Here is a 25,727-nt window from a genome sequence, read left to right as displayed (position 1 = left end):
GCAAACCGGAGTTTCTGCGCCTCTACGCGCGTCCGGCCGTCGCTGCTGCGGACAAACCCGCCCGGCATGTGTCGTCTTCCGCGGCGCAGGCCAGCGTGCGGTATGCGCCAACGCCGATCTGTGCGAAGTTCCGCAGGCTCTCCGTGCCCGGCACGAAGTAGCCGCCGTGCCCCTCGGCGCCCCGCGCGGACAGCACCCGCGCCCCGAACGCCGCGGACACCGGATCGGCGCCGTGCCCGAGGCCGCCGACCTCCAGGTAGGGCACGTCCTGGATCCAGTCGTCGGCGTCCCGCATCGCCCACACCCGAGCGGAGGTGCGCAGTCCGGTGGCCTTCTCGACGCGCATGCCGGGGCTGCCGGCCACCGCTATGTCGGTCACCCGGCCGGGCAGCGTGTCGGCGGCGAGGCCGCACACCACCGAGCCGTAGCTGTGGCAGAACAGCGAGACGGGGGACCGGCCGGGCAGCGCGCGCAGCAGCGCGTTCAGCCGGACGGCCCCGTGCTCGGCGCGCGTCGCCGTCGCCGCCTCCATGCCGAGGCCGCTGGGGGCGGTGTAGTCGGCCCAGGCGATCACGGCCGTACGCGTGTCGGGGCTCGCCGTGCGCTCGGCCGTGTACAGCGACTCGGCCATGCCGACGGGCGCCGAGTACTTGCGGTCGGTGCGCTGGAAGGTGAGCAGTTCCGTGTCGACGCCGGGCACGACTACGGAGACGCGCTCGGCGCGGTTCAGGTTCCCGAACACCTCGGCGACCTTGCCGGAGCCCCCCGGGTCGAAGGCGAGGATGTGGCGGCCGGGGTTCAGCAGCGAGTCGTAGCCGTGCGCGCGCCGGCCCGCCTCGCGCTGCCCCGACAGGGACAGGCGCTTGTCGTGCATGCGCAGCCGCTCCACGGCCCGTGCCTTGCGGATCGCCGCGCGGTTGGCGAGGTAGCGCAGTTCTACGGGAGCGCCGTTCATGTTGCCGACGGCGAGCGGGTAGCGCCGGGCCAGGCTCGCGCGCTGCCATTCGGTGAGCGAGGCGAAGAAGCGGGCCAACCGGGACGGGGCCGCCTGCGCGTCGGGCAGCCGGCGTCCGTCGATCCGGCCGTGCTCCCATGCCGAGACCGACGCTTCGAGGGCCGTGGGATCCCGCTGGTTGCGCAGGGCGGTCCAGCCGGTGGTAGCCAGCATCACGAACACCACGGCCAGGGCGAGCAGTGCGCGCCAGACGTTCAGCTGCGGAGAGGTGTCGAAGGAAGTCACTGGGAGGACACACTAGGAGAACGGGACGGTCTCGCGTGAATCCAGTGACACGGATCACGTTTCGGTCGGGTGCTACGGGGTTGGGTCCGCCTGCCCGGGGTGTTCGGCCCGTCCGGAACCGGGGTGGTCCCGCCAGTTCCCGGCGAGGGCGGGTTCCACCTGATCGAGATAGGAGGAGGTCAGGTCGCGCAGCGCCGCGAGACTGGCGTCGTCCCGCGCCGACCAGATCCGTTCGGTCACCCGCATCACCGCCCCGAAGACGGCCACGACCACCCGGGGCCGCGGGTCCGTGTTCACGTCAAGTCCCTCGCGGTCGGCGATGACGAGCGCGATCTCCTCCTCCAGCTCCGTCGCGCGCCGCAGATGGGCTGCGAGCAGCGCTGGCGTCGACTCGATCACCCGGTAGAAGCGCATGTGCAGTTCGAGCGGAACCAGCTGCTCGACGGACTCACCGATGGTGTCCCAGCTCGCCACGAGGGCCTGGCGCATCGCGTCCAGCGGTGCCTCGACGGCCGGCCGGCCGCGTACGGCCTCGACGAAGTGCGACTCCGCGAGCCGCGAAACGAAGAAGGCCGCCTCCTCCTTGCTGGCGAAGTAGCGGAAGAAGGTGCGCTGCGAGACATCGGCCGTCTCGGCGATGTCGTCGACGGTCGTCTCCTCGTAGCCACGCTCGGTGAACAGCTCGAGAGCGGAACGCAGCAGCGTGTCCCGGGTGCGCTGCTTCTTCCGTTCGCGCAGGCCCGGAGGGGTGGCTGTGTCCGCCATGTTCAAAGGTTCGCTCCTCGGATCGGCGCCGGCGTGTTGCCTCGCCGTTCGTCTTCGCAGTTCAGGCTATCGGCAGATGTCGTGTCAGTTACCGACTAGTGAAATGGTTTGTCAACTGTCAGTGGCTGTCATTAGCCTCGAATGTATGACTAGTCAGACCACCATCGACAAGGCGGGGGCGGGGGACGGGGGACCGTCGTCCGGCCCGTTGGGCCCGGCGCCGGCCAGCGGACTGCGCGGCCACCCGTGGCTCACCCTCATCACCGTTGCTGTAGGGGTCATGATGGTGGCCCTCGACGGCACCATCGTGGCCATCGCCAACCCGGCGATCCAGGTCGACCTGAAGGCCAGCTTCGCCGACGTCCAGTGGATCACCAACGCCTACTTCCTCGCCCTCGCGGTCTCCCTGATCACCGCGGGCAAGCTCGGTGACCGTTTCGGGCACCGGCAGACCTTCCTCATCGGAGTGGTCGGCTTCGCCGCCGCCTCCGGCGCCATCGGCCTGTCCGACACGATTCCGCTGGTCGTCACCTTCCGTGTGCTCCAGGGCGTGTTCGGCGCCCTGCTGATGCCGGCCGCGCTCGGCCTGCTGCGCGCCACCTTCCCGGCCGAGAAGCTCAACATGGCCATCGGCATCTGGGGCATGGTCATCGGCGCCTCCACCGCGGGCGGCCCGATCCTCGGCGGCGTGCTGGTCGAGCACGTCAACTGGCAGTCCGTGTTCTTCATCAACGTGCCGGTGGGCGTCATCGCCGTCGTCCTCGGCGTCATGATCCTGCTGGACCACCGCGCGGAGAACGCGCCGCGCTCCTTCGACGTCCTGGGCATCGCGCTGCTCTCCGCGGCGATGTTCTGCCTGGTCTGGGCGCTCATCAAGGCCCCCGAGTGGGGCTGGGGCGACGGCAAGACGTGGCTGTTCCTCGTCGCGTCCGCCGCGGGCTTCGGACTGTTCGCCTTCTGGGAGACGAAGGTCAGGGAGCCGCTGATCCCGCTGGCGCTGTTCCGGTCGGTGCCGCTGTCGGCGGGTGTGGTGCTGATGGTCATGATGGCCATCGCCTTCATGGGCGGCCTTTTCTTCGTGACGTTCTACCTCCAGAACGTGCACGGCATGAGCCCGATCGACGCCGGTCTGCACCTGCTGCCGCTCACCGGCATGATGATCGTCGGCTCGCCGCTCGCCGGCGCGATGATCACCAAGGTCGGCCCGCGCATCCCGCTCGCGGGCGGCATGGCGTTCACCGCACTCGCCATGTACGGCATGTCCACGCTGGAGACGGACACCGGAAGCGGCATCATGTCGCTCTGGTTCGCCCTGCTGGGCCTGGGTCTCGCGCCCGTCATGGTCGGCGCCACCGAGGTCATCGTCGGCAACGCGCCGATGGAGCTGTCCGGCGTCGCCGGCGGCCTCCAGCAGGCGGCGATGCAGATCGGCGGCAGCCTCGGTACGGCCGTACTGGGTGCCGTGATGGCGTCCAAGGTCGACAGCGACCTGGTCGGCAACTGGGCGGACGCCGGCCTTCCGGAACTGCCGCCGGAACAGCTGGGCCAGGCCTCCGAGGCGGTCCAGGTCGGCGTGGCGCCGGTGGCCGAGGGCATGCCGGAGCAGATGGCCGCGAAGGTCACGGAAGTCGCGCACGACACCTTCATCTCCGGCATGAGCCTGGCCTCGCTCGTCGCCGCCGGTGTCGCGGCCGTCGCCGTGCTGGTCGCGTTCCTCACCAAGCGCGGGGAGAACGCGGAGGCCGGCGCGGGCGTGGGCCACATCTGACGGAACGCCGGACGCGTCCGGCTCCGGCCGTTCCGTCCGTCTCCGGCCCGTCTCCGGCCGTTCTGTCCGTCTCCGGCCCTGTTCGCCTATCCGGGTGACAGGGCCGGAGAACCCTCCCCTTCGACGGAGCCCGCAGGTCACAGTGGGTCAAGTCCTCCGCAGGGCACGGGGACGAGAAGCTGCGGCGCGCTGCTGGAGGGGGGCAGCGCGCAGGCAGCGCGTTCGCGGCAGGCATAAGGCGCCGCACCGGGGTACCCGAACTCCACGAGGAGTTCAGGGAGTTGACGATGGCGAGCTTTGGACGGGGATCGCGCGGGCACCCCCGCTCACGTGGCCGGACGTGGTCACGGACCGGGCCGGACCGCGCGACGCTCGCGGTTGTCGGAGTCATCTGCGCGGTCGCCGGGTTCTTCGTGCTGGGGATCGTCCTCGGCCCCGTCGCGATCGTCTGCGGCCGGCTCGCCATGGGCCGAAGCCGGGCGAGTCCCCGCCCGGTACCGGCCGTGGTCGCCGTGGTCCTGGGCGTCATCGACACGGTCGTGGCGGTCGTCCGGCTCGCCGGGGCGGCGTCGCCGGGCTACGGCATGTTCTGACCCGGCACGGCCAGCGGCTCCCTACGCCGGTGGCTCGCCGGTTCCGCGCCGGCGGGGCCGCCGGGTACGGCGTCGTCCCTGGACGAGTCCGGCACCGCGCCGCCGGACCTCCGCAACTCGGCCACCTCCGTCCGCAGCGCCCGGACCTCCTCCGTCAGCGCCTGAAGGGCCTCGGTCCGCAGCCGCCCCTCCACGTCGTCCCGCTCGAACCTGGCGATGAACCATGCCGCGATGTTCGCCGTCACCACACCGAGCAGCGCGATCCCGGACAGCATCAGGCCGACGGCCAGCACCCGTCCCATCGCCGTGGTCGGCGCGAGGTCCCCGTACCCCACGGTGGTCATCGTGGTGAACGACCACCACATGGCGTCGCCCAGGGTCCGGATGTTCCCGTCCGGCGCGTTCCGCTCCACCGACAGCACCGCCAGCGACCCGAAGATCAGCAACCCGACCACCGAGCCGGCGACATAGGTCGTCAGCTGGATCTGCGAGGCCATCCGCGCCCGCCGCCCCACCAGGAGCAGCGTCGAGACCAGCCGCAGCAGTCTGAGGGGCTGCAGCAGCGGCAGCACCACCGCGCAGAGGTCCAGCCAGTGGGTGCGGACGAACCGCACGCGGTGCGGGGCGAGGCGCAGCCGCACCAGGTAGTCGACCGTGAACGCCCCCCACACCACCCACTCGGTGACCAGGCACGTCCGCGCCACGGCCGGGCTCGGCGAGCCGTCGACGATCGGCGTCGCGTAGGCGACGGCGAACAGCAGGGCCAGCACCAGCAGAGGCCGCTGAGTGTGCCGCTCCCAGCGTTTCTGTGCCGTTTGCCGCCTGGCGTCCGCGTCGGTGCTCATCCCCGCATCGTAGGTCCCCCGGCCGGGCGGCGGCGGACTCCGTGGCCCGCCGCCTCCGCGAGGGCCACAGAGGTGTCTACCGGTAGTGCAACGTAACGAGGCGCTACTAGGCGTCGCCGCCCGCGACCCCCGGGTCCGCCGCCGCCACGTCGAGCAGCCGGTACCGGTCGATCGCCTGCTTCAGCACCGACCGGTCGACCTTGCCCTCGCGCGCCAGCTCGCTCAGCACCCCCACCACGATCGACTCCGCGTCGATGTGGAAGAAGCGCCGTGCCGCACCGCGCGTGTCCGCGAAACCGAACCCGTCCGCGCCCAGCGACTGGTACGTCCCCGGCACCCATCGCGCGATCTGGTCCGGAACCGACCGCATCCAGTCGGACACGGCCACGAACGGCCCCTGCGCACCGGCCAGCTTCCGCGTCACGTACGGCACCTGCTGCTCCTCCTCGGGGTGCAGCAGATTGTGCTCCTCGCACGCCACCGCCTCGCGCCGCAGCTCGTTCCAGGAGGTCGCCGACCACACGTCGGCGCGCACGTTCCACTCCTCGGCGAGGATCCGCTGCGCCTCCACCGCCCAGGGCACCGCGACCCCGGACGCCATGATCTGCGCCGGGATCGAACCGTCCGTGCCCTCGCTGAAGCGGTGGATGCCCTTGAGGATGCCCTCGACGTCGACGTTCGCAGGCTCGGCGGGGTGCCGGATCGGCTCGTTGTAGACGGTGAGGTAGTAGAAGACGTCCTCGCCGTGCGGGTGCTGCTCGTCCCCGCCGTACATCCGGCGCAGCCCGTCCTCGACGATGTGCGCGATCTCGAAGCCGAAGGCCGGGTCGTACGCCACACACGACGGGTTCGTCGAGGCCAGCAACTGCGAGTGGCCGTCGGCGTGCTGGAGGCCCTCACCGGTCAGCGTCGTGCGGCCCGCGGTCGCACCCAGCACGAAACCGCGCGACAACTGGTCGCCCATCTGCCAGAACTGGTCGCCGGTGCGCTGGAAACCGAACATCGAGTAGAAGACGTAGACCGGGATCAGCGGCTCGCCGTGCGTGGCGTACGCCGACCCGGCCGCGATCAGCGAGGCCGTGCAGCCGGCCTCGGAGATGCCGTCGTGCAGCATCTGCCCGGTCGGGGCCTCCTTGTAGGCGAGCAGCAGGTCCCGGTCCACGGACTCGTACTGCTGCCCGAGCGGGTTGTAGATCTTCGCACTCGGGAAGAAGGAGTCCATGCCGAACGTGCGGTACTCGTCCGGCGCGATCAGTACGAACCGCTTGCCGATCTCCTTGTCCCGCATGAGGTCCTTGAGCAGTCGCACGAAGGCCATCGTCGTGGCGATGGACTGCTGTCCCGACCCCTTCTTAACGGTCGCGTACGTCTTGTCGTCCGGCAGTGCGAGGGGTTTCGAGCGTACGACCCGGGTCGGCACGTACCCGCCGAGGCCGAGCCGGCGGTCGTGCATGTACTGCATCTCCTCCGTGTCCCGGCCGGGGTGGTAGTACGGCGGCGGGCCGGACTCCAGCTCCTTGTCGGAGATCGGCAGGTGCAGCCGGTCGCGGAAGCGCTTGAGGTCGTCGACCGTCAGCTTCTTCATCTGGTGCGTGGCGTTGCGGCCCTCGAAGTTCGGGCCCAGCGTCCAGCCCTTGATCGTCTTGGCCAGGATGACCGTCGGCTGGCCCTTGTGCTCCAGGGCCGCCTTGTAGGCCGCGTAGATCTTCCGGTGGTCGTGACCGCCGCGCCCCAGGTGCAGGATCTGGTCGTCGGTCATGTTCTCGACCATCGCGCGCAGCCGGTGGTCGTCGCCGAAGAAGTGGTCGCGGATGTAGGCGCCGGACTCGGTGGCGTACGTCTGGAACTGCCCGTCCGGCGTGGTGTTCATCCGGTTGACCAGCACACCGTCGCGGTCCTGGGCGAGCAGCGGGTCCCAGGAGCGGTCCCACACCAGCTTGATGACGTTCCAGCCGGCACCCCGGAAGACCGACTCCAGCTCCTGGATGATCTTCCCGTTGCCGCGCACCGGGCCGTCGAGGCGCTGGAGGTTGCAGTTGACGACGAAGGTCAGGTTGTCCAGGCCCTCGCGGGCGGCGATGGACAGCTGGCCCAGCGACTCCGGCTCGTCCATCTCGCCGTCGCCGAGGTAGGCCCACACGTGCGACTTCGAGGTGTCCGCGATCCCGCGCGCGTGCATGTAGCGGTTCATCCGCGCCTGGTAGATCGCGCCGATCGGGCCGAGGCCCATCGAGACCGTCGGGAACTCCCAGAAGTCCGGCATCGACCTCGGATGCGGGTACGACGACAGCGCGTTCGGCGCCTTGGACTTCTCCTGCCGGAAGCCGTCCAGGTGCTGCTCGCTGAGCCGGTCCAGCAGGTACGCGCGCGCGTAGATGCCCGGCGAGGCGTGGCCCTGGAAGAAGACCTGGTCGCCGCCGTCGCCCTCGTCCTTGCCCCGGAAGAAGTGGTTGAAGCCCACGTCGTACAGGGAGGCCGAGGAGGCGAAGGTGGCGATGTGGCCGCCGACGCCGATACCCGGCCGCTGCGCGCGCGAGACCATCACCGCGGCGTTCCAGCGGGTGGCGTTGAGGATCTTGCGCTCGATCTCCTCGTTGCCGGGGAAGAACGGCTCGCTCTTGGTCGGGATGGTGTTGACGTAGTCCGTGCTGCGCATCTCGGGCACGGCCACGCGCTTCTCGCGGGCCCGCTCGATCAGCCGCAGCATCAGGTAGCGGGCCCGTTCCCGGCCGCGCTCGTCGACGGCGGCGTCGAGGGAGTCGAGCCACTCCTGGGTTTCCTCGGGATCGAAGTCAGGAACCTGACTCGGAAGGCCGCCAATGATGATCGGATTGCGATCACTGCGATCGGATGCGGAAGCCACGCTGTTCCTTCGCTGTCAGAGGGCCACATTGCCGGGTGTCTACGCCGATTCCCCGCCGATTCCCCATCGTGTACCTCGCGGGGGCAAACGTCATCTGTACCGTGGGGTAACCGGTCCCCCCATGGGGATCGGGGGCACGTTCATTCGAGTCTCGTACCCACACGTGGTTCCCAAATACGCAAACGGGGCAGATAGGTGTGGTGTACGTCACGTTCGGTCTGGACGGCATGGCTGGAGTTGCGGCGACACGGCCGGGATCGTCACCGTTTCGGCGGTCCCAGTCGCCGGGTACTTGCGCGATCCGTCCCGCCCGTGTGGACTACGGCCAATGCTTCGCGCACGCGCGTGGCTGAGATATTCACCAAGACATGATCAGGAGGCAACCCGTGAGCGCGACCGCGGACCACGCGGAGGAGCGGACGAACCCTGCCGTCAGGCTGGGGTTCCAGCCCGGGCAGGTGGTCCAGGAGATCGGCTACGACGACGACGTCGACCAGGAGCTCCGCGAGGCCATTGAGGGCGCCGTCGAGGGCGAGCTGGTGGACGAGGACTACGAGGACGTGGCCGATGCCGTCGTGCTGTGGTTCCGTGACGACGACGGCGACCTGACGGATGCGCTGGTGGATGCCACCACGTACATCGAAGAGGGCGGGGCGATCCTGCTCCTCACGCCGAAGACCGGCCGTTCGGGGTACGTCGAGGCCAGCGACATTTCGGAAGCCGCGACGACCGCCGGACTGACGGCGTCCAAGAGCGTCAGCGTCGGAAAGGACTGGAGCGGCAGCCGGCTGGCTACGCCCAAGGCCGCCAAGTCCAAGCGGTAGCCGCCCAGGCTCCGCACCACACCCGGACCCCGTACGGGCCGACCGCCGTCGGCCCGTCCGCGGACCCGCGATGATCCCTGCGTAGGGTGGTTCCAGCGAACCACCCTACGAAGGGACGAAAAGGACATGGCGCTCCAGGTCGGCGACAAGGCCCCCGACTTCGAACTCAAGGACAACCACGGCGCGACCGTCCGGCTGTCCGACTTCCGCGGCCGGAAGAACGTCGTGCTGCTCTTCTACCCGTTCGCCTTCACCGGCGTGTGCACCGGCGAACTGTGCGAGGTGCGCGACAACCTGCCGCAGTTCTCCGACCGCGACACCCAGGTGCTCGCCGTCTCCAACGACTCCATCCACACCCTGCGCGTCTTCGCCGAGCAGGAGGGCCTGGAGTACCCGCTGCTGTCCGACTTCTGGCCGCACGGCAACGTCTCGCGCGCGTACGGCGTCTTCGACGAGGACAAGGGCTGCGCCGTCCGGGGCACCTTCATCATCGACCAGGAGGGTGTGGTCCGCTGGACCGTCGTCAACGGCCTGCCGGACGCCCGTGACCTGACCGAGTACGTGAAGGCGCTCGACACCCTGTGATCCAGACGTGATCGACACCGTGTGATTTGTCGGTTCCAGGGCCTGCGGGGGGCGGGAACCCGTCACTAGGATCGAATCGTTGATCCGATATCCACGCACTACGGGGCTCCCCGCCCCATGGACACCAATGGAGGACTCGTGGGAGTCAGCCTCAGCAAGGGCGGCAATGTCTCGCTGACCAAGGAGGCCCCCGGCCTGACCGCGGTCATCGTCGGTCTGGGGTGGGACATCCGCACCACGACCGGCACCGACTTCGACCTCGACGCCAGCGCGCTGCTGCTGAACAGCGGCGGCAAGGTCGCCAGCGACGCGCACTTCATCTTCTTCAACAACCTCAAGAGCCCGGACGGGTCGGTCGAGCACACCGGCGACAACCTCACCGGTGAGGGCGAGGGCGACGACGAGCAGATCAAGATCGACCTCGCCACCGTCCCCGCCGACGTCGAGAAGATCACCTTCCCGGTCTCGATCTACGACGCCGAGAACCGCCAGCAGTCCTTCGGCCAGGTGCGCAACGCGTTCATCCGCGTCGTCAACCAGGCCGGCGGCGCCGAGATCGCCCGGTACGACCTGAGCGAGGACGCGTCCACGGAGACCGCCATGGTCTTCGGCGAGCTGTACCGGCACGGTGCGGAGTGGAAGTTCCGCGCCATCGGCCAGGGCTACGCCTCCGGCCTGCGCGGCATCGCGCAGGACTTCGGCGTGAACGTCTGAGTCACCGATACGTCCGAGGCCACCGCCTCGACCGTCCGGCGCCGCACGGTTTACGTGCGGCGCCGGACGTGCAGGAAACCCGAGAACCATCACCCGGGGAGGGATCACCATGGGCGTCACGCTTGCCAAGGGAGGCAACGTCTCCCTGTCCAAGGCCGCACCGAACCTCACACAGGTACTGGTCGGGCTGGGCTGGGACGCGCGTTCCACCACCGGAGCACCCTTCGACCTGGACGCCAGCGCACTGGTGTGCAGCAGCGGCCGGGTGCTCGGCGACGAGTGGTTCGTCTTCTACAACCAGCTCAAGAGCCCGGACGGGTCGGTCGAGCACACCGGCGACAACCTCACCGGTGAGGGTGACGGCGACGACGAGTCGGTGCTGGTCGACCTCTCCGGAGTGCCGGCCCACTGCGACAAGATCGTCTTTCCGGTCTCGATCCACATGGCCGACGAGCGCGGCCAGACATTCGGCCAGGTCAGCAACGCCTTCATCCGGGTCGTCAACCAGGCCGACGGCCAGGAACTCGCCCGCTACGACCTGAGTGAGGACGCCTCCACGGAGACCGCGATGATCTTCGGCGAGCTCTACCGATACCAGGGCGAATGGAAGTTCCGGGCGGTGGGGCAGGGGTACGCGTCAGGGCTTCGGGGCATCGCTCTAGACTTCGGAGTCAACGTTTCGTAAAGCCGCGTACGGCGCGGGGGAGCCCCGTACACACACGATTGGGTAGCCAGTGGTTCTGAAAACCTTCGGGTGGTCGTTCGCGGTCACCGCGCTCGGCCTGGTGGCCGCGGTCTTCTACGGGGGGTGGGCCGCCTTCGGCATCGTGGCGATCCTGTCCGTCCTGGAGATCTCGCTGTCCTTCGACAACGCGGTGGTCAACGCCGGGATCCTGAAGAAGATGAATGCCTTCTGGCAGAAGATCTTCCTCACCATCGGCATCCTGATCGCCGTCTTCGGCATGCGCCTGGTCTTCCCGGTCGTGATCGTGGCGGTCAGCGCCTCGCTCGGGCCGATCGAGGCCGTCGACCTCGCCCTCACCGACAAGGACCGCTACCAGGAGCTGGTGACGGACGCCCATCCGTCGATCGCCGCCTTCGGTGGCATGTTCCTCCTCATGATCTTCCTTGACTTCATCTTCGAGGACCGGGACATCAAGTGGCTGGGCTGGCTGGAGCGCCCGCTGGCCAAGCTCGGCAAGGTCGACATGCTGTCGGCCTGCATCGCCCTGATCGTGCTGCTCGTCTCCGCGATCACCTTCGGCGCCCACGCCCACCAGCACGGCGGCACGCACGCCGACAAGGCGGAGACGGTCCTGCTCTCCGGTATCGCCGGCCTGATCACCTATCTGGTCGTCGGTGGCCTCTCCGGCTTCTTCGAGGACAAGCTCGAAGAGGAGGAGGAGCGGGAGCACGAGGCCGAGGAGCGGGCCGAGCGCGCCGGCAAGCCCAAGTCGGCCGTCAAGCTGGCCGGCAAGGCCGCGTTCTTCATGTTCCTCTACCTGGAGGTCCTGGACGCGTCCTTCTCCTTCGACGGCGTCATCGGCGCCTTCGCCATCACCAACGACATCGTCCTGATGGCCCTCGGCCTGGGCATCGGCGCCATGTACGTCCGGTCGCTGACCGTCTACCTGGTCCGCGAGGGCACCCTCGACGACTACGTCTACCTGGAGCACGGCGCCCACTACGCCATCGGCGCCCTTGCCGCAGTCCTCCTGGTGACCATCCAGTACGAGATCAACGAGTTCATCACCGGCATGATCGGCGTGGTCCTGATCGGCGCCTCCTTCTGGTCCTCCGTGCGCCGCAACAAGCGGCTCGCCGAGGCCGGGGGAGACGGCGACAAGGAGAAGGCGGAGGTCTCCTCCGGGGTGTGAAACCCCTCTGTTCCCGGGCCGGGTTCGCTCCCGGTGCGCCTGCTCCTGCGGTGTGAACACGGCCCGGACGAGGAACGCTCAGTGCGGGGCGGCCGACGAGGACGACTCCTCGGGGCCGCCCCGTCGGCGGTCCGCGGCCGGTGGTTCGAGCGAAGGTGGGGGCGGGAATGGGCTTCTTGGACGGTCTGTGGCGCGGTCGCGAGTCCGAGTTCGACTCGGGCAGCGCGGCGACCAACTCCATCCAGCTGACCAAACGGCACAGCCAGGTCTCGCTGACGAAACAGGGCGCGGCGACCGGCAACCTGCGCATCAACCTCTCCTGGCGGATGCGGACCTCGGACATCATGGGCTCACAGCGCGAGAGCCTGCTGCGGCACCCCCTCAAGGCGCTCAAGCCCCCCGAGGTCGTCGGCCACAGCCAGAGCATGGTCAACGTCGACCTCGACCTGGGCTGCCTCTACGAGCTCCAGGACGGCACCCGCGGGGTCGTCCAGCCGCTGGGCGGCTTCCTCGGCGACGTCAACGGCCCGCCGTACGTCAAACTCAGCGGCGACGACCGGTTCGGCTCGGCCTCCGGCGAGACGATCTACGTCAACCTCGACCACAAGGACGCGATAAAACGCCTCCTGCTCTTCGCCTACATCTACGACCAGACCCCGGCCTTCGACCGGACGCACGCCATCGTCACGCTCTACCCGAGCAACGGCCCCCGCATCGAGATAGGCCTCGACGAGCGCCATCCGCAGGCCCGGTCCTGCGCCGTGGTGATGATCGAGAACGTCAAGGACGAGATCTTCGTCCGTCGCGAGGTGAAGTTCGTGTACGGCTTCCAGGGCGAGCTGGACCGGCTGTACGGGTGGGGCCTGCAATGGGGCCGGGGGCACAAGAGCAAGGCGGAGCGCTGAGGCTCCGCCCGTACCGATGAGGCTCCGCCCGTACCGATGAGGCTCCGCCGGCCCTGCTGAGGGCGCGTACCGCGATCGCCCGGGCGGTTAGCGGCCGACGAACTGCGGTCCCTGGGGCGGCAGCCGGAATTCCGGGTCGGGTGCGCCGGTGACCGGCGGAGGATAGCCGTAGCCGGGCTGCGCGCCGGTGACCCCCGCCGCGGCGGGCGCCTGCGGATATCCGTACCCGGGCCGTCCGGCCGGCTGCGGGTAGCCGTACGCCGGCTGTGTCGTGGGCGGCTGCTGCGGATAGCCGTACGAGGGCTGTGCCGGCACTCCGGCGGGCTGCTCCGGGGGCAGCGGCCGCGAGACCTCCGGGAGGGGCTGCACGGTCGTCGGCTCGTCCGGGCCGACCGCCGGCGGGGCTGGTGCGGACTGGACGGGTGTGGACCGGGCGGGCGTGTGCGGGACGGGTTCCGGCCGGGGGGCCGACACGGGGTCGTCCGCCTCCTCCGACTCGTCCACCGAGATGCCGAAGTCGGTCGCCAGGCCCTTGAGCCCGTTCGAGTAGCCCTCGCCCAGCGCCCGGAATTTCCAGCCCTCCCCGCGCCGGTACAGTTCGCCGCAGATCAGCGCCGTCTCCTGGCCCGTCTCCGGCTTGACGTCGAAGTACGCCAGCGGCTCCGCGTCCGCGGCCGTGGCGTCGTGCAGCAGGATGCGCAGCGACCGGACCCGGTCGAAGGCGACGCCGTCCGCCGAAGCGACCAGCAGGATGCGGCCCACGGACGGCTCGACTCCGGAGAGATCTGTCTGAATCGTGTCGGTCAGGCCCTCCTCGACCCGCTTCTTGCCGAGCCGCCAGACCTGACCCGAGGGATGCCGGGGCTGGTTGTAGAAGACGAAGTCCTCGTCGGAACGCACGCGGTCGTCGGGCCCCAGCAGCAGGGCGGAGGCGTCGATGTCGGGGACCCCCTGCCCGGGTGTCCAGCGCAGCACGGCGCGTACCGTGGTGGCTTGCAGCGGGACGTTCGACCCCTTCAGCATCGCGTGCGTCATGCCGTCATCCTGCCCTCTCGGTCCTGGTCACGACAACGCGGGGGCGGGTACTCGGGTCGTGTCCGCTCACCTCGGGTCGCCGCCGTCGACACGGCCGGGTTACCTGGAATTCATGCCCGGTGGGAACCTCCGACATGGATACGTACGTACTATTACCGGCCACCTTTGGACACTTCACAGGTCGCCCAGACACCGCGGGGGAGTTTTAATGCGTCATTTCGGACAGATTGCCCCTGATGTGCGGAAGCGTCTCTTCCACCAGGAGCCCTGCGCCTTCACGGCGGACTCTCCGGCCCGGCTGCTGTCCGCGGCCCTGGGTGCCACGCTCTACAGCCCTGCCACCCGCCCCAGGCTCGCCGACGACATCCTCAAGCAGGGCGCGAGCGGTGTGGTGTCGATGGTGCTGTGCCTGGAGGACTCGATCGACGACGCCGACGTGCCGGTCGGCGAGGAGAACCTCGTCAGCCAGCTCACGGAACTGGCGGCCCGTGCCGTCGACGACGTCCCCCTGCTCTTCGTCCGGGTCCGCACCCCCGAGCAGATTCCCGACCTCGTACGGCGTCTCGGCCCCGCCGTGCGGCTGCTGTCCGGATTCGTGCTGCCGAAGTTCACCGAGGAACGCGGCGTGCCCTTCCTGGAGGCGCTCTCCGCCGCAGAGGCGGCCGCCGGGCACAGGCTCTTCGCCATGCCTGTACTGGAGTCGCCGGACCTGCTGTACCGGGAGTCCCGCGTGCAGACGCTGGAGGGCATCTTCCGCGCGGTCGACAAGTACCGCGACCGCGTGCTCGCCCTGCGTCTCGGCGTCACCGACTTCTGCTCCTCGTACGGGCTGCGCAGGGGCCCCGACATGACGGCGTACGACGTCCAGATCGTCGCCTCCGTGATCTCCGACGTGGTGAACATGCTCGCCCGGGCCGACGGCACCGGATTCACGGTGACCGGGCCGGTATGGGAGTACTTCCGCGTCCAGGAGAGGATGTTCAAACCGCAACTGCGGCAGAGCCCCTTCCTGGAGGTGCAGGCGGTCGAACTGCGTCAGAAGCTGATCGCACACGCCATGGACGGTCTGCTGCGGGAGATCTCCCTGGACCGCGCCAACGGCCTGCTGGGCAAGACCTGCATCCACCCCTCGCACGTGCTCCCCGTCCACGCCCTGTCCGTGGTCAGCCACGAGGAGTTCAGCGACGCCCAGGACATCCTGCGGCCGGAACGCGGCGGCGGGGGTGTACTGAGGTCCGCCTACACGAACAAGATGAACGAGGTGAAACCCCACCGCGCCTGGGCCGAGCGCACGCTGCTGCGGGCGGAGGTCTTCGGGGTGGCGAACGAGGACATCGGCTTCGTGGAACTCCTCGCCGCCGGCCTGTCCGACTGACCGCCCTGTCCGACCGAACGCAAGGAATCCATGACCGACGCAAAGGCCCATGCCGCGGTGGACAACGGGAGGCACGAGTACATGACCGAGAGGGCGCGCGCCGAGGGGCGTGCCGGAGTCTGGTCCGGCAGCTGGGTCGCCGAGCGGCTCGGCGTCGAACTCGCCGGTGACGACGGGTTGACCGGCCTGCTGGGGCTCGCCCTGCGCCGCAACCCCAAGCGGGCGCACCTGCTCGTCTCGAACGTGCTCGGCAAGCACGTCCCTCAGTCGCCCTCCGTCGTGTACGGCCACGGCGTCGCCCTCGGCAGGCGCGTCCGCGAACTGCTCGGCGCCGAAGCGGCCGAGCGCGCGGTCGTCCTCGGCTACGCGGAGACCGCCACCGGCCTCGGCCACTCGGTCGCCGATGGTCTGGGCCCCGCCCCGTACCTGCACTCCACCCGCCGTCCGGTCACCGGCGTCGCCCGGGCGGGCGGCTTCGAGGAGTCCCACTCGCACGCGACCTCCCACCTCCTGCTGCCCGAAGATCCGGCGCTGCTGGCCGGCGACGGACCGCTGGTCCTCGTCGACGACGAGTTCTCCACCGGCAACACGGTGCTCAACACCGTCCGCGCTCTGCACGAGCGCTACCCCCGCGAGCGGTACGTCGTGGTGGCCCTCGTCGACATGCGCTCGCCCGCCGACGCCGGCCGGCTGGAGGAATTCGCCCGCGGCATCGGCGCCCGCGTGGACCTGGTGACGGCCGCCTCGGGCACGGTCCGGCTGCCGGAGGGCGTACTGGAGAAGGGGCAGGACCTCGTCGCCCGGTACGAGACGCGAACCGCCGAGCCGGCCCCGGCCCGCCCGTCCGGCTCCGTCGGGCGCGTCGACCTGCGCTGGCCCGGCGGGGTCCCCGACGGTGGACGGCACGGGTTCACGGCCGCCCAGCGGGACCGGCTGGAGAGCGCCCTGCCCGGCATGGCCGAACGGATCGCCGGGGCGCTGCCCGCGGGCGTCCGCCGCGTGCTCGTCCTCGGCTTCGAGGAACTGATGTACGCCCCGCTGCGCCTGGCCCACGCGCTGGAACAGACCACCGACGCCGACGTGCGCTACTCCACCACCACCCGCTCTCCCGTCCTCGCGGTCGACGACCCCGGCTACGCGATACGCACCCGCCTGGTCTTCCCCGCACACGACGACCCGGCCGACGGCCCCGGCGAGCGCTACGCCTACAACGTCGCCGGCGCCGGCTTCGACGCCGTCGTCGCCGTCGTCGACTCGGCCGCCGACACGTCCGCGCTGCACGCGCCCGACGGACTGCTGGCCCGGCTCGCCGCCCACGTCCCGCACGTCCTCCTGGCGGTCGTCCCGTCGTACGTCCCAGAGGCCCCGCAAGCCTCCGAAAGGCCTTCCATGCTGCCCGAGCCCCTGCGCGGCCCCGACTTCTCCTCGTACGCGCCCGACGAGGTCGGCTGGCTGCTCCAGGACCTCTCGGACGTCACGCTGGAGGCACCCACCGAGGAGCGCGAGGAGGCGATCCAGAGCGGCGGCGCGCACTATGCGGAGTCACTTCCCGTGGAGTACCAGCCCAGCGAGCAGTACCAGGAGCTGTTCCACGCGGCGCTGGAGACGTCCGCGACCCGGCTGGCCCGCGCGGTCGGCGCCGTCACCGAGATCGTGCTCGCCGAGCGGTCGCCCCGTCCCGTCCTGGTGTCCCTCGCCCGCGCGGGCACACCCGTCGGCGTTCTCATGCGCCGCTGGGCGCAGTTCCGTCATGGTCTCGACCTCCCCCACTACGCCGTGTCGATCGTCCGGGGCCGGGGCATCGACGCCAACGCGCTGCGCTGGCTGGCCGGCCGTCACGACCCCGCCGACGTCGTCTTCGTCGACGGCTGGACCGGCAAGGGCGCCATCACTCGCGAACTCGCCGCCGCCCTGAGTGACTTCGAGGTCTCCGACGGCGTGACCGGCTTCGACCCGGAGATCGCCGTGCTCGCCGATCCCGGTTCCTGTGTACGCACCTACGGCACCCGCGACGACTTCCTCATCCCTTCCGCCTGCCTCAACTCCACCGTCTCCGGCCTGATATCCCGCACCGTGCTCCGCGCCGACCTGGTCGGCCCGCACGACTTCCACGGCGCGAAGTTCTACCGCGAACTCGCCGGCGCCGACCTGTCGCCGGACTTCCTCGACGCGGTCTCCGCCCGCTTCCCGGACGTCGCCGACACGGTCGACGCCCAGGCCAAGGAGCTGCTCTCCGCCGACCGCACCCCCACCTGGGAGGGCTGGGCCGCCGTCGAGCGCATCAGCGAGGAGTACGGCATCCACGACGTGAACCTCGTCAAGCCCGGCGTCGGCGAGACCACTCGCGTGATGCTGCGCCGCGTGCCGTGGAAGGTCCTCGCCCGGGCCGGCGCCGGAGCCGACCTCGACCATGTACGCCTGCTGGCCGAACAGCGGGGCGTACCCGTCGAGGAGGTCGACGACCTCCCCTACACCTGTGTCGGGCTGATCCACCCCAAGTACACGCGGGGCGCGACCGGCGCCGACGGCAAGGCGGTGGCGCTCTGATGCCGGTGCTCGTCGCAAGCGACCTCGACCGCACGCTCATCTACTCGGCCGCCGCACTCGGGCTGACCATGCCCGACCTGCGGGCACCCCGGCTGCTGTGCGTCGAGGTCTACGAGAGCAAGCCCCTCTCCTACATGACCGAGACGGCGGCTGGGCTGCTGGCCGACCTCGGTGACACGGCGGTCTTCGTGCCGACCACGACCCGGACGCGCAAGCAATACCAGCGCGTCAACCTCCCCGGCCCTCCGTCGAAGTACGCGATCTGCGCCAACGGCGGTCACCTGCTCGTGGACGGCGTCTCCGACCCCGACTGGCACGCGCGGGTGACCGCACGGCTGGCCGACGAGTGCGCCTCGCTGGCCGAGGTCCGCGACCACCTGATGAACACCGCCGACCCGCTGTGGGTGCGCAAGCACCGGGTCGCCGAGGACCTCTTCGCCTACCTCGTCGTCGAGCGCGAACTGCTGCCCGAGGACTGGGTGAAGGAACTCGCCGTGTGGGCCGAGAACCGCGGCTGGACCGTGTCCCTCCAGGGCCGCAAGATCTACGCCGTCCCCAAGCCGCTCACCAAGAGCGCCGCCGTGTACGAGGTCGCACGCCGCACGGGCGCCGATCTCACCCTCGCGGCCGGCGACTCCCTCCTCGACGCCGACCTGCTGCTCGCCGCCGACCGGGGATGGCGCCCCGGCCACGGCGAGCTGGCCGACTCCGACTGGACGGCTCCGGCGATCAGCGCCTTGCCCGAGCGCGGCGTCCTGGCCGGTGAGCGGATCCTTCGGGAGTTCCTGCGCGCGGTGAGCCCGGCTCGCTGACCCCTCCGTCCCGGCCCCCGGCACCGGCCCCGCCCCGGGTGTCGGGGCGGTCGTCGTCATCGGCCGGGGGCCGTATGTCCTGTCCGCGGCCGCGGCCCCGCCTGCGGTGGCCGGCCCCCGGCCGCATCAGGCGCATGCCGATGAAGACCAGCAGCGCCAGGGCGGCGAGCGCGAGGATCACCTTCGAGTACGTGGAGGCGATGCCCGAGACCTTGGACCAGTTGTCCCCCAGCGCGTAGCCCGCGAGCACGAACACGGTGTTCCAGATCGCGCTGCCCAGCGTGGTCAGCGCGAGGAAGACGGGCAGCCGCATCCGCTCCACACCCGCCGGTACGGAGATCAGGCTGCGGAAGATCGGGATCATCCGGCCGAAGAACACCGCCTTGGTCCCGTGCTTCAGGAACCAGGCCTCCGTCTTCTCTATGTCGGACACCTTCACCAGCGGCAGCTTCCCCGCTATCGCCACCGTCCGGTCCCGGCCGAGCAGCGCGCCGACCCCGTACAGCGCGAGCGCGCCGATCACCGAACCCGCCGTCGTCCACAGCAGGACGGCGATCAGGTTCATCCGGCCGGAACTCGCCGCGAACCCGGCGAGCGGCAGGATCACTTCGCTCGGCAGGGGAGGGAAGAGGTTTTCCAGAGCGATGGCGAGGCCGGCGCCCGGTGCACCGAGCGCGTCCATGAGGTCGTTGATCCACTGCGGTGCCGCACCGCTGTCCGCGGCCGTCTGCGCTGCGAGGGCTGTCATGACGACCACGCTAGAAAATCGCAGCTGAAGGGAGACTGAGGAAGACCGCAGGATCGGCTGCGGTGCACCGCAGGCGGAAATTGCGGTTTTCCGCAGTGTGCGCCACTGCCGCGCCCGGCTAGCCTCGCGATCATGCGAGACATGGCGCGACGCGTAGTGCGGTGCGGGGTGGGCCTCATCATGGGGGCCGCCGCGGCCGCCGTCGAGCTGCTCTTCGCCCTGCTCGCCGGCGCGGCCCTGCTGCCGGTGGCGGCCTGGCCGGCCGGCCGGCGTGCGGTACTGCGCCCGGTCCTCACGTGCGCGCGGAGACTGGCGGAGTTGGAACGGGGTCGGCTGGCGATGTGGCTGGACCTCCGTGTCACGCCCGCGTACGAGGACGTGCGGGCGCTGCGGTACGTGGCCTGCCACTGGGCCCTGGGCGTCCTGGGTGGGGTGGTGATGCTGACCGCCGCCATCGGCCTCGGGTACGGCACCTTCGGGATGTACGGATGGCTCCTGCTGGACGGCATACGCAACCCCGGTTCGTTCGTCCTCGGCAGTCTCGGTGGCTTCTTCCTCGTGTTCCTCGCCGTGCAAGGAATATTCGGCGTGGTCGGACTGGAGGGGCAGCTGGCGCGTCATTTCCTCGGCCCCCGTCACCAGGAGGAGCTGGAGCGGCGGATCGCCGAGCTGTCCGCCAGCCGCGCCGCCGTCGTCGACGCGGTGAACGACGAACGACGCCGCATCGAGCGGGACCTGCACGACGGCGTTCAGCAGCGTCTCGTCGCCCTCGGCATGCTGCTCGGCCGGGCCCGCCGCAGTCAGGACGCCGATCGTCGGGACCGGCTGCTGGGCCAGGCACACGACGAGAGCCGCCGCGCCCTGGACGAGCTCCGTGAGGTGGCCTGGCGGATCTATCCGACCACGCTGGACGAGGCGGGGCTGCGCGCGGCACTGGAGACGGTCGCGGAGCGGGCGTCCGTGCCGGTGGGGGTGGAGTACGACCTGGCCGAGGAGCCCGAGCAGGCCGTGGCGACCGTAGCGTACTTCGTCGTCTGCGAGGCGGTCACGAACGCGGTCAAACACGCGGCGCCGACCCGGATAAGCGTCGCCGTCAGAGCGGAGGAGGAACGCATGTTGGTGAGCGTCCAGGACGACGGCTGCGGCGGGGCGAACGCCGCCGGCAGCGGACTGTTCGGGCTCGCCCGGCGAGTCGCGGCTCTGGACGGCAGCCTCAGCGTGGTCAGTCCGCCGGGCGGGCCTACCCTCGTGGCCGCGGAGCTGCCATGCGGGTGATCCTCGCCGAGGACTCGACCCTGCTGCGGGAGGGGCTGGTGCGGCTGCTCGCGGAGGAGGGGCACGAGGTGCTCGGGGCCGTCGGCAATGCCGAGCTGCTGCTGAAGGCGGTTGCCGAGGACCCGCCGGACGTGGTCGTCGCCGATGTCCGGATGCCGCCCACGCACACGGACGAGGGCCTGCGCGCGGCCCTGGAGATACGCGAGCGCTGGCCGGAAGTCGGGGTGCTGGTGCTCTCGCAGTACGTCGAGAAGCGGTACGCGACGGAGTTGCTGACCGGTGAGACGGAAGGAGTGGGTTATCTGCTCAAGGACCGGGTGGTCCAGGTCGACGAGTTCCTGGACGCGCTGGAGCGGGTGGCCGCCGGCCGCGCGGCCTTCGATCCGGAGGTCGTCCGCCAGCTGCTCGGCCGCACGACACACACCGACCTGCTCGCCCGGCTCACCGCGCGGGAGCGGGACGTGCTGGCCGAGATGGCGCAGGGCCACACCAACGCCGCGATCGCGCGGCGGCTGCACATCTCCCAGAGCGCGGTGGAGAAGCACATCAACGCGATCTTCGACAAGCTGGAGCTGACGGGGGGTGAGGGCTATTCACGCAGAGTGCTGGCGGTGCTGCGCTATCTGGGGAGCTGAGAGGGGGTGAAGGGGCCAAAGGCAGCCGAGCGGGGCCGAAGCGCCGGCGCGGTCGCACCGGCCCGGGCAACCACCGGGGCCGGTGGGTCAGCCGCAGCAGCCCCCGCCGCAGCAGCCGCCTCCGCCACCCGGCGAGGGCGCCGGGGCCGACGCGGAGGCCGACCCGCCGACCGCGACCGTCGACAGCAGCTTCACCGTGTCGTCGTGGCCCGCCGGACAGGCGGCGGGAGCGGAGGACTCGGCCATGGGACGGCTCAGTTCGAAGGTGTCGCCGCAGCTCCGGCAGCGGTACTCGTAGCGAGGCATGCGCACAGGTTAACCGGCCCGGCCCAGCGGCCAGGCCCGACGGCGAAAACCCGGTCCGGCCCGGAGCCTGATCACCGGCAGTCGCTCGGCGGTCAGTGGCCGGCCCCGCGCTCCTCCCGGATCCGGGTGACCACGCCGGCCACCGTCTGCCGGACCCCTTCGGTCTCCGTCAGGAAGTGCCAGTAGTCGGGGTGGCGGCCCTCCAGCGTGGTGATCGCCCGTTCCAGCCGGGCCACGGCGTCGTCCAGCGGGCGGGCGTGACGGGGGTCGGGGGTGTTGCGGCCCGCCATGGCCAGCCGCTGGGCGTCACGGATGGCGAAACGGGTGCGCTCGATCTCCTGCTGGGGGTCCTTCTGCACGGCGTTCAGCTGCCGCAGCCGGTCGCCGGCGGCCGAGACGGCCTCGTCGGTGGAGTTCAGCAGCGCCCGCACCGTCGACAGGAGGGCGGTCGCGTCGGGCCAGCGCTGTTCGTCGCGGGCGGTCCGGGCCTCGGTCAGTTTCCGCTCGGCCTGCCGGACCGATTCGGTGGCCTGGTCCGGCACCTGCTGGAGGTCCTGCCAGCAGGCCGCGGTGAATCGCCGCCGCAGCTCGCTCAGTACCGGTTCGACCTGTTCGGTGCGGGTGGTCAGGGCCTGAGCGCGGGTACGCAGGGAGACCAGCCGGTGGTCGATCTCGGCGGCGTGCTCGGGCAGCCGCTCGGCCTCGGCGCGGACCGACTCGGCCGCTCGGGTGACCCGTTCGGCCCGCTCGAGGGTCTGTGGCACGCCGTGCTGTCCCGCGCCCTGGTTCAGCCGGGTCAGCTCCGGACCGAGGGCGGCGAGCCGGGCGGCGAGGTCGTCCGCCCTCAGCCCGGCTTCCCGCGCGGCGTCCAAGGCGTTGGAGGCGGCGAGCAGGGCCTGCCGGGCGCGTTCGACGGTGGGCGCCAGCCGGGCCAGCTGGGTCTCGGCCTTGCCGAGCAGGGGGCCGAGGCCGTCGGCGAAGCGGTCCAGTTCCTGCTTGACGCGGCCCAGCTCGTTCTTGGCGGCGGTCAGTTCGCCGCGGGCGCGGGAGGCGGCCGACGCCTCCAGATCGTCCCGGTCCAGGTCGTGGGCGTCGACGGCGCCGATGTACTGGTGGCTGACCTCGTCGATCCGCCGGCCGAGCGCCTCGAAGTCGGTGACCGCGCGCCGGGCGGCGGGGGAGGCGTCGACGGCCGCGATCGTCTCTATCGAGATCCGCAGGTCCCGTTGAGCGGTGTCCAGGTCGTAGAAGGCGGCCGCCGCGTCGTCCTTCGCGGCCTGCGCCTCCGCCCGCTGGCTCTCGGCCCGCCCGCCGAACCAGCGCCGCGTGCCGCCCCCGGCGAACGCTGCGGGCAGCGCGAGCACGGCGAGGAGCGGCAGACCCATGAGGACGAGCACGTCACGGCCCGCGCCGGGCGCGCGACGGCGGTGCGAGCGGTGCGGCAGGCGCTGCGCGCGCGCCACCATCGGCGAGTACGGCTGCGATGGTGTCGCCGTCACATCCCTCTCCCGTGTCGTCCGTCCTGCCCGGGTTCATTCTCCCACCCGTAAGGGACGAACACACGGGTCGGTCAGTTCGCGGTTCGGACCGTGACTTTGCCGTCACCGGTCCGGGCGCTCACCACATGGCTGCTGGCGTCGTCCCGCGGCACCGACACGTCGACCCCGCCGTCACCGGTTTCGGTGGACACCTTGTACGTGGCCCGGGGCAGCGTGATCGTCACGGAACCGTCGCCGGTGCGGGACTCCACCAGGTCGGGAACGGTGCCGAGTTCGAGACGGACCGAGCCGTCTTCGGTGTGCGCGTCCACCCGGCGCGAGGAGACCTCCGCACGCACGGATCCGTCACCGGTGCGCAGCTCCAGAGGGCCGGTGGAGTCGGTGACGTGCACGGACCCGTCGCCGGTACGGATGTTCAGCGGGTCCCGGAACCCCCGCGCCCGTACGCTGCCGTCCCCTTCCTTCACCTGGACGGCGATGCCCCGCGGTACCTCGATGCGGTGCCTGGCCGCGCAGTCGGCGACCACGCCGGAGCAGTGCGTACGCAGCACCAGCCGGTCGTCGTCCATCCTCCAGGTCACTTCGGGAGCCGAACCGACGGCGACCGATCCGGAGAACCACCGGGTGACCTCGACCTTCCCGGACGTGTGGTCGTCCGAGGCGACGATCTCCAGGGCGGAGTCGTCGGAGTCGACGGTGAAAGTGCGGCCCTGAAGGGCGAAGGACCGGTGTTCGGGGTCCTTGTCGTCCGAGGCGGCGGCACAGGCGCCGAGGCCCGCCACGAGGACGGCGACGGCGCCGACGGCGGCGAACGTGCGAGCGGGAACGGTGCGGGCGGCCATGACGATCTCCCCCTGGGACGGCTACGAGGTGCCGCGTCCGGCCCTCCCGGAGCGGAAGCGGCCCTCGTCGACGAGGCTCTTCGACCGTACGGAGCACGGGCCCGCGCCGGGATCCGGGCCACTACCGGATCGGGGGTGGGGTTAACCCCCGGCCGAGGCGGTGGCGGCGTCAACACGTTTGCCGGGCAGTGCCCCGGGCCATGTAGGCTGTCGACTCGTCCTGGGTGCGTAGCTCAGGGGTAGAGCGCCTGCCTTACAAGCAGGATGTCGGCGGTTCGAAACCGTCCGCGCCCACCAGGACCGGCGCCGCTGTCGTCGGTGCGGAGGCCCCCGGAGATCTTCCGGGGGCCTCTCGCGTGTGCCCGCCGGCGGTCTTGCCGCGGATGAACTCCACAGCGCCGAGATCACTGGGATGAAGGCGGGCTCTCCCCGGCCGGGGCCTCGTGGGCGCGTTTCAGTGCCGAGCGGGCGCTCACCTGGTCGGGGCCGGTGATCTCCGACCAGTAGCGGTGGGTGCTGACGAACACGGCGAGTTCGCGCTCGCGCCGCCGGAGCTTCTCCACCTCGGCCTGCTCGTCCGCCGACCAGCCGGGGGAGGCCGGGCGCTCGACCTTGCGCCAGCCGTTCTTGTCGCTGAATCCGTCGAGCGGTTCGACGGACCAGGGAAGTCTCTTCAGCAGGGCCGACAGCTCGGCCCGGACCTGATGCAGTTCCTCCTGACCGGCGAGGAGGTCACTGGGGAAATCATAGGTCGTAGCCACGCGCCAATGATACGCCTGTTCGATTTTGAGGCGCGCGTTCCCTTCGGCGGTTCACGCGAAAGGGTGGCCGTCGCCGCCGGGGCCGACTGTCAGACCCCTGCCCTACCGTGAAGAGATGGAAGGCGTGGACGAGCGGGCGGCAGAGGGCGGGGCGCGGGGCCGGGAGCGGGTGCGTCTGGTCCCCTGGGCGGAGGCGGATCTGTGGCTGCTGCGCAGGACCAACAGCCCCGGGATGACCGCCCACCTGGGCGGCCCGGAGACCGAGGAGCAGCTCGCGGCCCGGCATCGGCGGTACGCCGATCCGGGCCCGGGGCGGATGTACCGGATCACCCTGGCGGACAGCGGTGAGACCGTCGGCTCGATCGGGTATTGGCAGCGGACTTGGCAGGGCGCGGAGGTCTGGGAGACCGGATGGGCGGTGTTGCCGGAGTTCCAGGGGAGGGGGCTTGCCGTGCGGGCGGCCCGTGCGGTGCGCGAGGCGGCCCGTGCCGACGGGACGCACCGTTACCTGCACGCGTTCCCGAGCGTCGACCACGCCGCCTCCAACGCGGTCTGCCGCGGGGCGGGCTTCGCCCTGCTCGGACAGGCCGACTTCGAGTATCCGAAGGGCCACTGGATCAGATCGAACGACTGGCGGGTGGACCTGGAGAAGGGAGACTGACGTCATGTGCCGCAGCATCAGGACACTGCGTCCGCCCGTGCTGGCCGAGGAGGCCACGGAGGACGAGATCAGGGCCGCCGCCCTGCAGTACGTGCGCAAGATCTCCGGGTTCCGTGCGCCCGCCGCGCACAACCGGGAGGTCTTCGAGCAGGCGGTGGAGGCCGTCGCCGGGGCCACGGCTGATCTGCTGGCCGGCCTGGAGGTGCGGGGAGGCGCGCGGCGGGCCTCGTGACGCCCGGTGTGCCGTCGCCG

25 protein-coding genes and 1 tRNA gene are annotated in these 25,727 nt (G+C 70.6%); 16 read left to right on the top strand and 10 right to left on the bottom strand.

What is annotated here, in order from left to right:
- Positions 1–22: 22 nt before the first annotated feature.
- Entirely contained in the window at positions 23–1,240 is a 1,218-nt protein-coding gene (locus EBH09_RS10770; protein ID WP_121746770.1) for an alpha/beta hydrolase, read from the bottom strand.
- 72 nt (positions 1,241–1,312) lie between these two features.
- Positions 1,313–2,005: a TetR family transcriptional regulator gene (locus tag EBH09_RS10765; RefSeq protein WP_121747339.1), complete on the bottom strand. Its 693-nt coding sequence runs from the start codon at positions 2,003–2,005 to the stop codon at positions 1,313–1,315.
- A gap of 145 nt (positions 2,006–2,150) precedes the next feature.
- Between EBH09_RS10765 and EBH09_RS10760 the strand changes: the two genes are divergently transcribed.
- Together EBH09_RS10760 and EBH09_RS10755 are read left to right on the top strand one after the other, a co-directional pair.
- Positions 2,151–3,773 (top strand): MFS transporter, encoded by a 1,623-nt coding sequence (locus EBH09_RS10760; RefSeq protein WP_121746769.1) that lies wholly within the window; start codon positions 2,151–2,153, stop codon positions 3,771–3,773.
- A gap of 287 nt (positions 3,774–4,060) precedes the next feature.
- Positions 4,061–4,366, top strand: coding sequence for a small hydrophobic protein (locus EBH09_RS10755; RefSeq protein WP_121746768.1), 306 nt, complete (start codon positions 4,061–4,063; stop codon positions 4,364–4,366).
- Here EBH09_RS10755 and EBH09_RS10750 read toward each other — a convergent pair.
- Both EBH09_RS10750 and aceE read right to left on the bottom strand, forming a co-directional pair.
- Positions 4,351–5,211, bottom strand: coding sequence for a potassium channel family protein (locus EBH09_RS10750; protein ID WP_121746767.1), 861 nt, complete (start codon positions 5,209–5,211; stop codon positions 4,351–4,353). The two genes, EBH09_RS10755 and EBH09_RS10750, sit on opposite strands and share 16 nt — an antisense overlap.
- A 106-nt stretch (positions 5,212–5,317) precedes the next feature.
- Complete coding sequence (gene aceE, locus EBH09_RS10745) at positions 5,318–8,074, bottom strand: pyruvate dehydrogenase (acetyl-transferring), homodimeric type (RefSeq protein ID WP_121746766.1); 2,757 nt, start codon at positions 8,072–8,074, stop codon at positions 5,318–5,320.
- A 386-nt stretch (positions 8,075–8,460) separates the two neighbouring features.
- On the opposite strand from aceE, the gene EBH09_RS10735 reads away from it, so the two are divergent.
- From EBH09_RS10735 to EBH09_RS10710, 6 genes are all read left to right on the top strand, one after another.
- Positions 8,461–8,898: a DUF3052 domain-containing protein gene (locus tag EBH09_RS10735; RefSeq protein WP_055416717.1), complete on the top strand. Its 438-nt coding sequence runs from the start codon at positions 8,461–8,463 to the stop codon at positions 8,896–8,898.
- Positions 8,899–9,024: 126 nt separating this feature from the next.
- Positions 9,025–9,483 carry a peroxiredoxin gene (locus EBH09_RS10730; RefSeq protein WP_121746765.1) on the top strand — a complete coding sequence of 153 codons (459 nt, stop codon included), beginning with the start codon at positions 9,025–9,027 and terminating at the stop codon, positions 9,481–9,483.
- Positions 9,484–9,621: 138 nt separating this feature from the next.
- Positions 9,622–10,197, top strand: coding sequence for a calcium homeostasis/redox stress adaptation protein (locus EBH09_RS10725; protein ID WP_053130137.1), 576 nt, complete (start codon positions 9,622–9,624; stop codon positions 10,195–10,197).
- Between the two features lie 109 nt (positions 10,198–10,306).
- Positions 10,307–10,882, top strand: coding sequence for a TerD family protein (locus tag EBH09_RS10720; protein WP_121746764.1), 576 nt, complete (start codon positions 10,307–10,309; stop codon positions 10,880–10,882).
- Positions 10,883–10,931: 49 nt separating this feature from the next.
- Complete coding sequence (locus EBH09_RS10715; RefSeq protein ID WP_121746763.1) at positions 10,932–12,074, top strand: DUF475 domain-containing protein; 1,143 nt, start codon at positions 10,932–10,934, stop codon at positions 12,072–12,074.
- A 167-nt stretch (positions 12,075–12,241) separates the two neighbouring features.
- The gene (locus tag EBH09_RS10710; protein ID WP_121746762.1) at positions 12,242–12,979 is read left to right on the top strand and encodes a Tellurium resistance; all 738 of its coding nucleotides are present in this window, start codon (positions 12,242–12,244) and stop codon (positions 12,977–12,979) included.
- A gap of 87 nt (positions 12,980–13,066) precedes the next feature.
- Here the strand turns inward: EBH09_RS10710 and EBH09_RS10705 are convergent, their stop codons facing one another.
- A complete protein-coding gene (locus EBH09_RS10705) occupies positions 13,067–14,014 on the bottom strand; it encodes a TerD family protein (protein WP_121746761.1) in 948 nt (315 codons plus the stop codon).
- 208 nt (positions 14,015–14,222) lie between these two features.
- Between EBH09_RS10705 and EBH09_RS10700 the strand changes: the two genes are divergently transcribed.
- From EBH09_RS10700 to EBH09_RS10690, 3 genes are read left to right on the top strand one after another with little or no spacing between them, the layout of a single operon-like run.
- Entirely contained in the window at positions 14,223–15,389 is a 1,167-nt protein-coding gene (locus EBH09_RS10700) for an HpcH/HpaI aldolase/citrate lyase family protein (RefSeq protein WP_121746760.1), read from the top strand.
- 30 nt (positions 15,390–15,419) lie between these two features.
- Entirely contained in the window at positions 15,420–17,936 is a 2,517-nt protein-coding gene (locus EBH09_RS10695) for a phosphoribosyltransferase (protein WP_121746759.1), read from the top strand.
- The gene (locus EBH09_RS10690; protein WP_121746758.1) at positions 17,936–18,748 is read left to right on the top strand and encodes an HAD family hydrolase; all 813 of its coding nucleotides are present in this window, start codon (positions 17,936–17,938) and stop codon (positions 18,746–18,748) included. Before EBH09_RS10695 ends, EBH09_RS10690 begins: the two co-directional genes overlap by 1 nt.
- On the opposite strand, the gene EBH09_RS10685 is transcribed toward EBH09_RS10690, so the two are convergent.
- On the bottom strand, positions 18,666–19,496 hold the full coding sequence (locus EBH09_RS10685; RefSeq protein ID WP_193776228.1) for a DedA family protein: 831 nt from the start codon (positions 19,494–19,496) through the stop codon (positions 18,666–18,668). The genes EBH09_RS10690 and EBH09_RS10685 overlap by 83 nt on opposite strands.
- Before the next feature lie 132 nt (positions 19,497–19,628).
- On the opposite strand from EBH09_RS10685, the gene EBH09_RS10680 reads away from it, so the two are divergent.
- Together EBH09_RS10680 and EBH09_RS10675 are read left to right on the top strand one after the other, a co-directional pair.
- Positions 19,629–20,771, top strand: coding sequence for a sensor histidine kinase (locus EBH09_RS10680; protein WP_193776227.1), 1,143 nt, complete (start codon positions 19,629–19,631; stop codon positions 20,769–20,771).
- A complete protein-coding gene (locus tag EBH09_RS10675; RefSeq protein WP_193776226.1) occupies positions 20,762–21,406 on the top strand; it encodes a response regulator transcription factor in 645 nt (214 codons plus the stop codon). The genes EBH09_RS10680 and EBH09_RS10675 overlap by 10 nt, the downstream gene beginning before the upstream one ends.
- A gap of 87 nt (positions 21,407–21,493) precedes the next feature.
- Here the strand turns inward: EBH09_RS10675 and EBH09_RS10670 are convergent, their stop codons facing one another.
- The 3 genes from EBH09_RS10670 to EBH09_RS10660 all read right to left on the bottom strand — a co-directional run bounded on the left by EBH09_RS10670 (position 21,494) and on the right by EBH09_RS10660 (position 24,053).
- Positions 21,494–21,712: a zinc ribbon domain-containing protein gene (locus EBH09_RS10670; protein ID WP_121746756.1), complete on the bottom strand. Its 219-nt coding sequence runs from the start codon at positions 21,710–21,712 to the stop codon at positions 21,494–21,496.
- A 92-nt stretch (positions 21,713–21,804) separates the two neighbouring features.
- A complete protein-coding gene (locus EBH09_RS10665) occupies positions 21,805–23,211 on the bottom strand; it encodes a hypothetical protein (RefSeq protein WP_121746755.1) in 1,407 nt (468 codons plus the stop codon).
- A gap of 71 nt (positions 23,212–23,282) precedes the next feature.
- On the bottom strand, positions 23,283–24,053 hold the full coding sequence (locus tag EBH09_RS10660) for a DUF4097 family beta strand repeat-containing protein (protein WP_121746754.1): 771 nt from the start codon (positions 24,051–24,053) through the stop codon (positions 23,283–23,285).
- Between the two features lie 222 nt (positions 24,054–24,275).
- Between EBH09_RS10660 and EBH09_RS10655 the strand changes: the two genes are divergently transcribed.
- Positions 24,276–24,350 (top strand) — tRNA-Val (locus EBH09_RS10655).
- A 107-nt stretch (positions 24,351–24,457) separates the two neighbouring features.
- Here the strand turns inward: EBH09_RS10655 and EBH09_RS10650 are convergent.
- On the bottom strand, positions 24,458–24,814 hold the full coding sequence (locus EBH09_RS10650) for a hypothetical protein (RefSeq protein WP_121746753.1): 357 nt from the start codon (positions 24,812–24,814) through the stop codon (positions 24,458–24,460).
- A gap of 115 nt (positions 24,815–24,929) precedes the next feature.
- Here EBH09_RS10650 and EBH09_RS10645 point away from each other — a divergent pair, with 115 nt between their 5' ends.
- Together EBH09_RS10645 and EBH09_RS10640 are read left to right on the top strand one after the other, a co-directional pair.
- Positions 24,930–25,475 (top strand): GNAT family N-acetyltransferase, encoded by a 546-nt coding sequence (locus tag EBH09_RS10645; protein ID WP_121746752.1) that lies wholly within the window; start codon positions 24,930–24,932, stop codon positions 25,473–25,475.
- 4 nt (positions 25,476–25,479) lie between these two features.
- Positions 25,480–25,707: a DUF2277 domain-containing protein gene (locus tag EBH09_RS10640; RefSeq protein WP_121746751.1), complete on the top strand. Its 228-nt coding sequence runs from the start codon at positions 25,480–25,482 to the stop codon at positions 25,705–25,707.
- Positions 25,708–25,727: the final 20 nt, after the last annotated feature.

The organism is Streptomyces sp. E2N166 (genome assembly GCF_003671715.1).
Taxonomy (GTDB): Bacteria; Actinomycetota; Actinomycetes; order Streptomycetales; family Streptomycetaceae; genus Streptomyces; species Streptomyces thinghirensis.
This window is presented reverse-complemented; position numbering and strand designations above follow the sequence as displayed.

What these genes read in the sequence shown, in the direction of transcription:
- EBH09_RS10710 (WP_121746762.1), top strand. Translation starts at nt 12,242, where the DNA reads ATGGGCTTCTTGGACGGTCTGTGGCGCGGTCGCGAGTCCGAGTTCGAC.
- EBH09_RS10680 (WP_193776227.1), top strand. Translation starts at nt 19,629, where the DNA reads ATGCGAGACATGGCGCGACGCGTAGTGCGGTGCGGGGTGGGCCTCATC.
- EBH09_RS10640 (WP_121746751.1), top strand. Translation starts at nt 25,480, where the DNA reads ATGTGCCGCAGCATCAGGACACTGCGTCCGCCCGTGCTGGCCGAGGAG.
- EBH09_RS10760 (WP_121746769.1), top strand. Translation starts at nt 2,151, where the DNA reads ATGACTAGTCAGACCACCATCGACAAGGCGGGGGCGGGGGACGGGGGA.
- EBH09_RS10660 (WP_121746754.1), bottom strand. Translation starts at nt 24,053, where the DNA reads ATGGCCGCCCGCACCGTTCCCGCTCGCACGTTCGCCGCCGTCGGCGCC.
- EBH09_RS10695 (WP_121746759.1), top strand. Translation starts at nt 15,420, where the DNA reads ATGACCGACGCAAAGGCCCATGCCGCGGTGGACAACGGGAGGCACGAG.
- EBH09_RS10685 (WP_193776228.1), bottom strand. Translation starts at nt 19,496, where the DNA reads ATGACAGCCCTCGCAGCGCAGACGGCCGCGGACAGCGGTGCGGCACCG.
- EBH09_RS10705 (WP_121746761.1), bottom strand. Translation starts at nt 14,014, where the DNA reads ATGACGCACGCGATGCTGAAGGGGTCGAACGTCCCGCTGCAAGCCACC.
- EBH09_RS10750 (WP_121746767.1), bottom strand. Translation starts at nt 5,211, where the DNA reads ATGAGCACCGACGCGGACGCCAGGCGGCAAACGGCACAGAAACGCTGG.
- EBH09_RS10690 (WP_121746758.1), top strand. Translation starts at nt 17,936, where the DNA reads ATGCCGGTGCTCGTCGCAAGCGACCTCGACCGCACGCTCATCTACTCG.
- EBH09_RS10765 (WP_121747339.1), bottom strand. Translation starts at nt 2,005, where the DNA reads ATGGCGGACACAGCCACCCCTCCGGGCCTGCGCGAACGGAAGAAGCAG.
- EBH09_RS10700 (WP_121746760.1), top strand. Translation starts at nt 14,223, where the DNA reads ATGCGTCATTTCGGACAGATTGCCCCTGATGTGCGGAAGCGTCTCTTC.
- EBH09_RS10730 (WP_121746765.1), top strand. Translation starts at nt 9,025, where the DNA reads ATGGCGCTCCAGGTCGGCGACAAGGCCCCCGACTTCGAACTCAAGGAC.
- EBH09_RS10670 (WP_121746756.1), bottom strand. Translation starts at nt 21,712, where the DNA reads ATGCCTCGCTACGAGTACCGCTGCCGGAGCTGCGGCGACACCTTCGAA.
- EBH09_RS10720 (WP_121746764.1), top strand. Translation starts at nt 10,307, where the DNA reads ATGGGCGTCACGCTTGCCAAGGGAGGCAACGTCTCCCTGTCCAAGGCC.
- EBH09_RS10675 (WP_193776226.1), top strand. Translation starts at nt 20,762, where the DNA reads ATGCGGGTGATCCTCGCCGAGGACTCGACCCTGCTGCGGGAGGGGCTG.
- EBH09_RS10755 (WP_121746768.1), top strand. Translation starts at nt 4,061, where the DNA reads ATGGCGAGCTTTGGACGGGGATCGCGCGGGCACCCCCGCTCACGTGGC.
- EBH09_RS10645 (WP_121746752.1), top strand. Translation starts at nt 24,930, where the DNA reads ATGGAAGGCGTGGACGAGCGGGCGGCAGAGGGCGGGGCGCGGGGCCGG.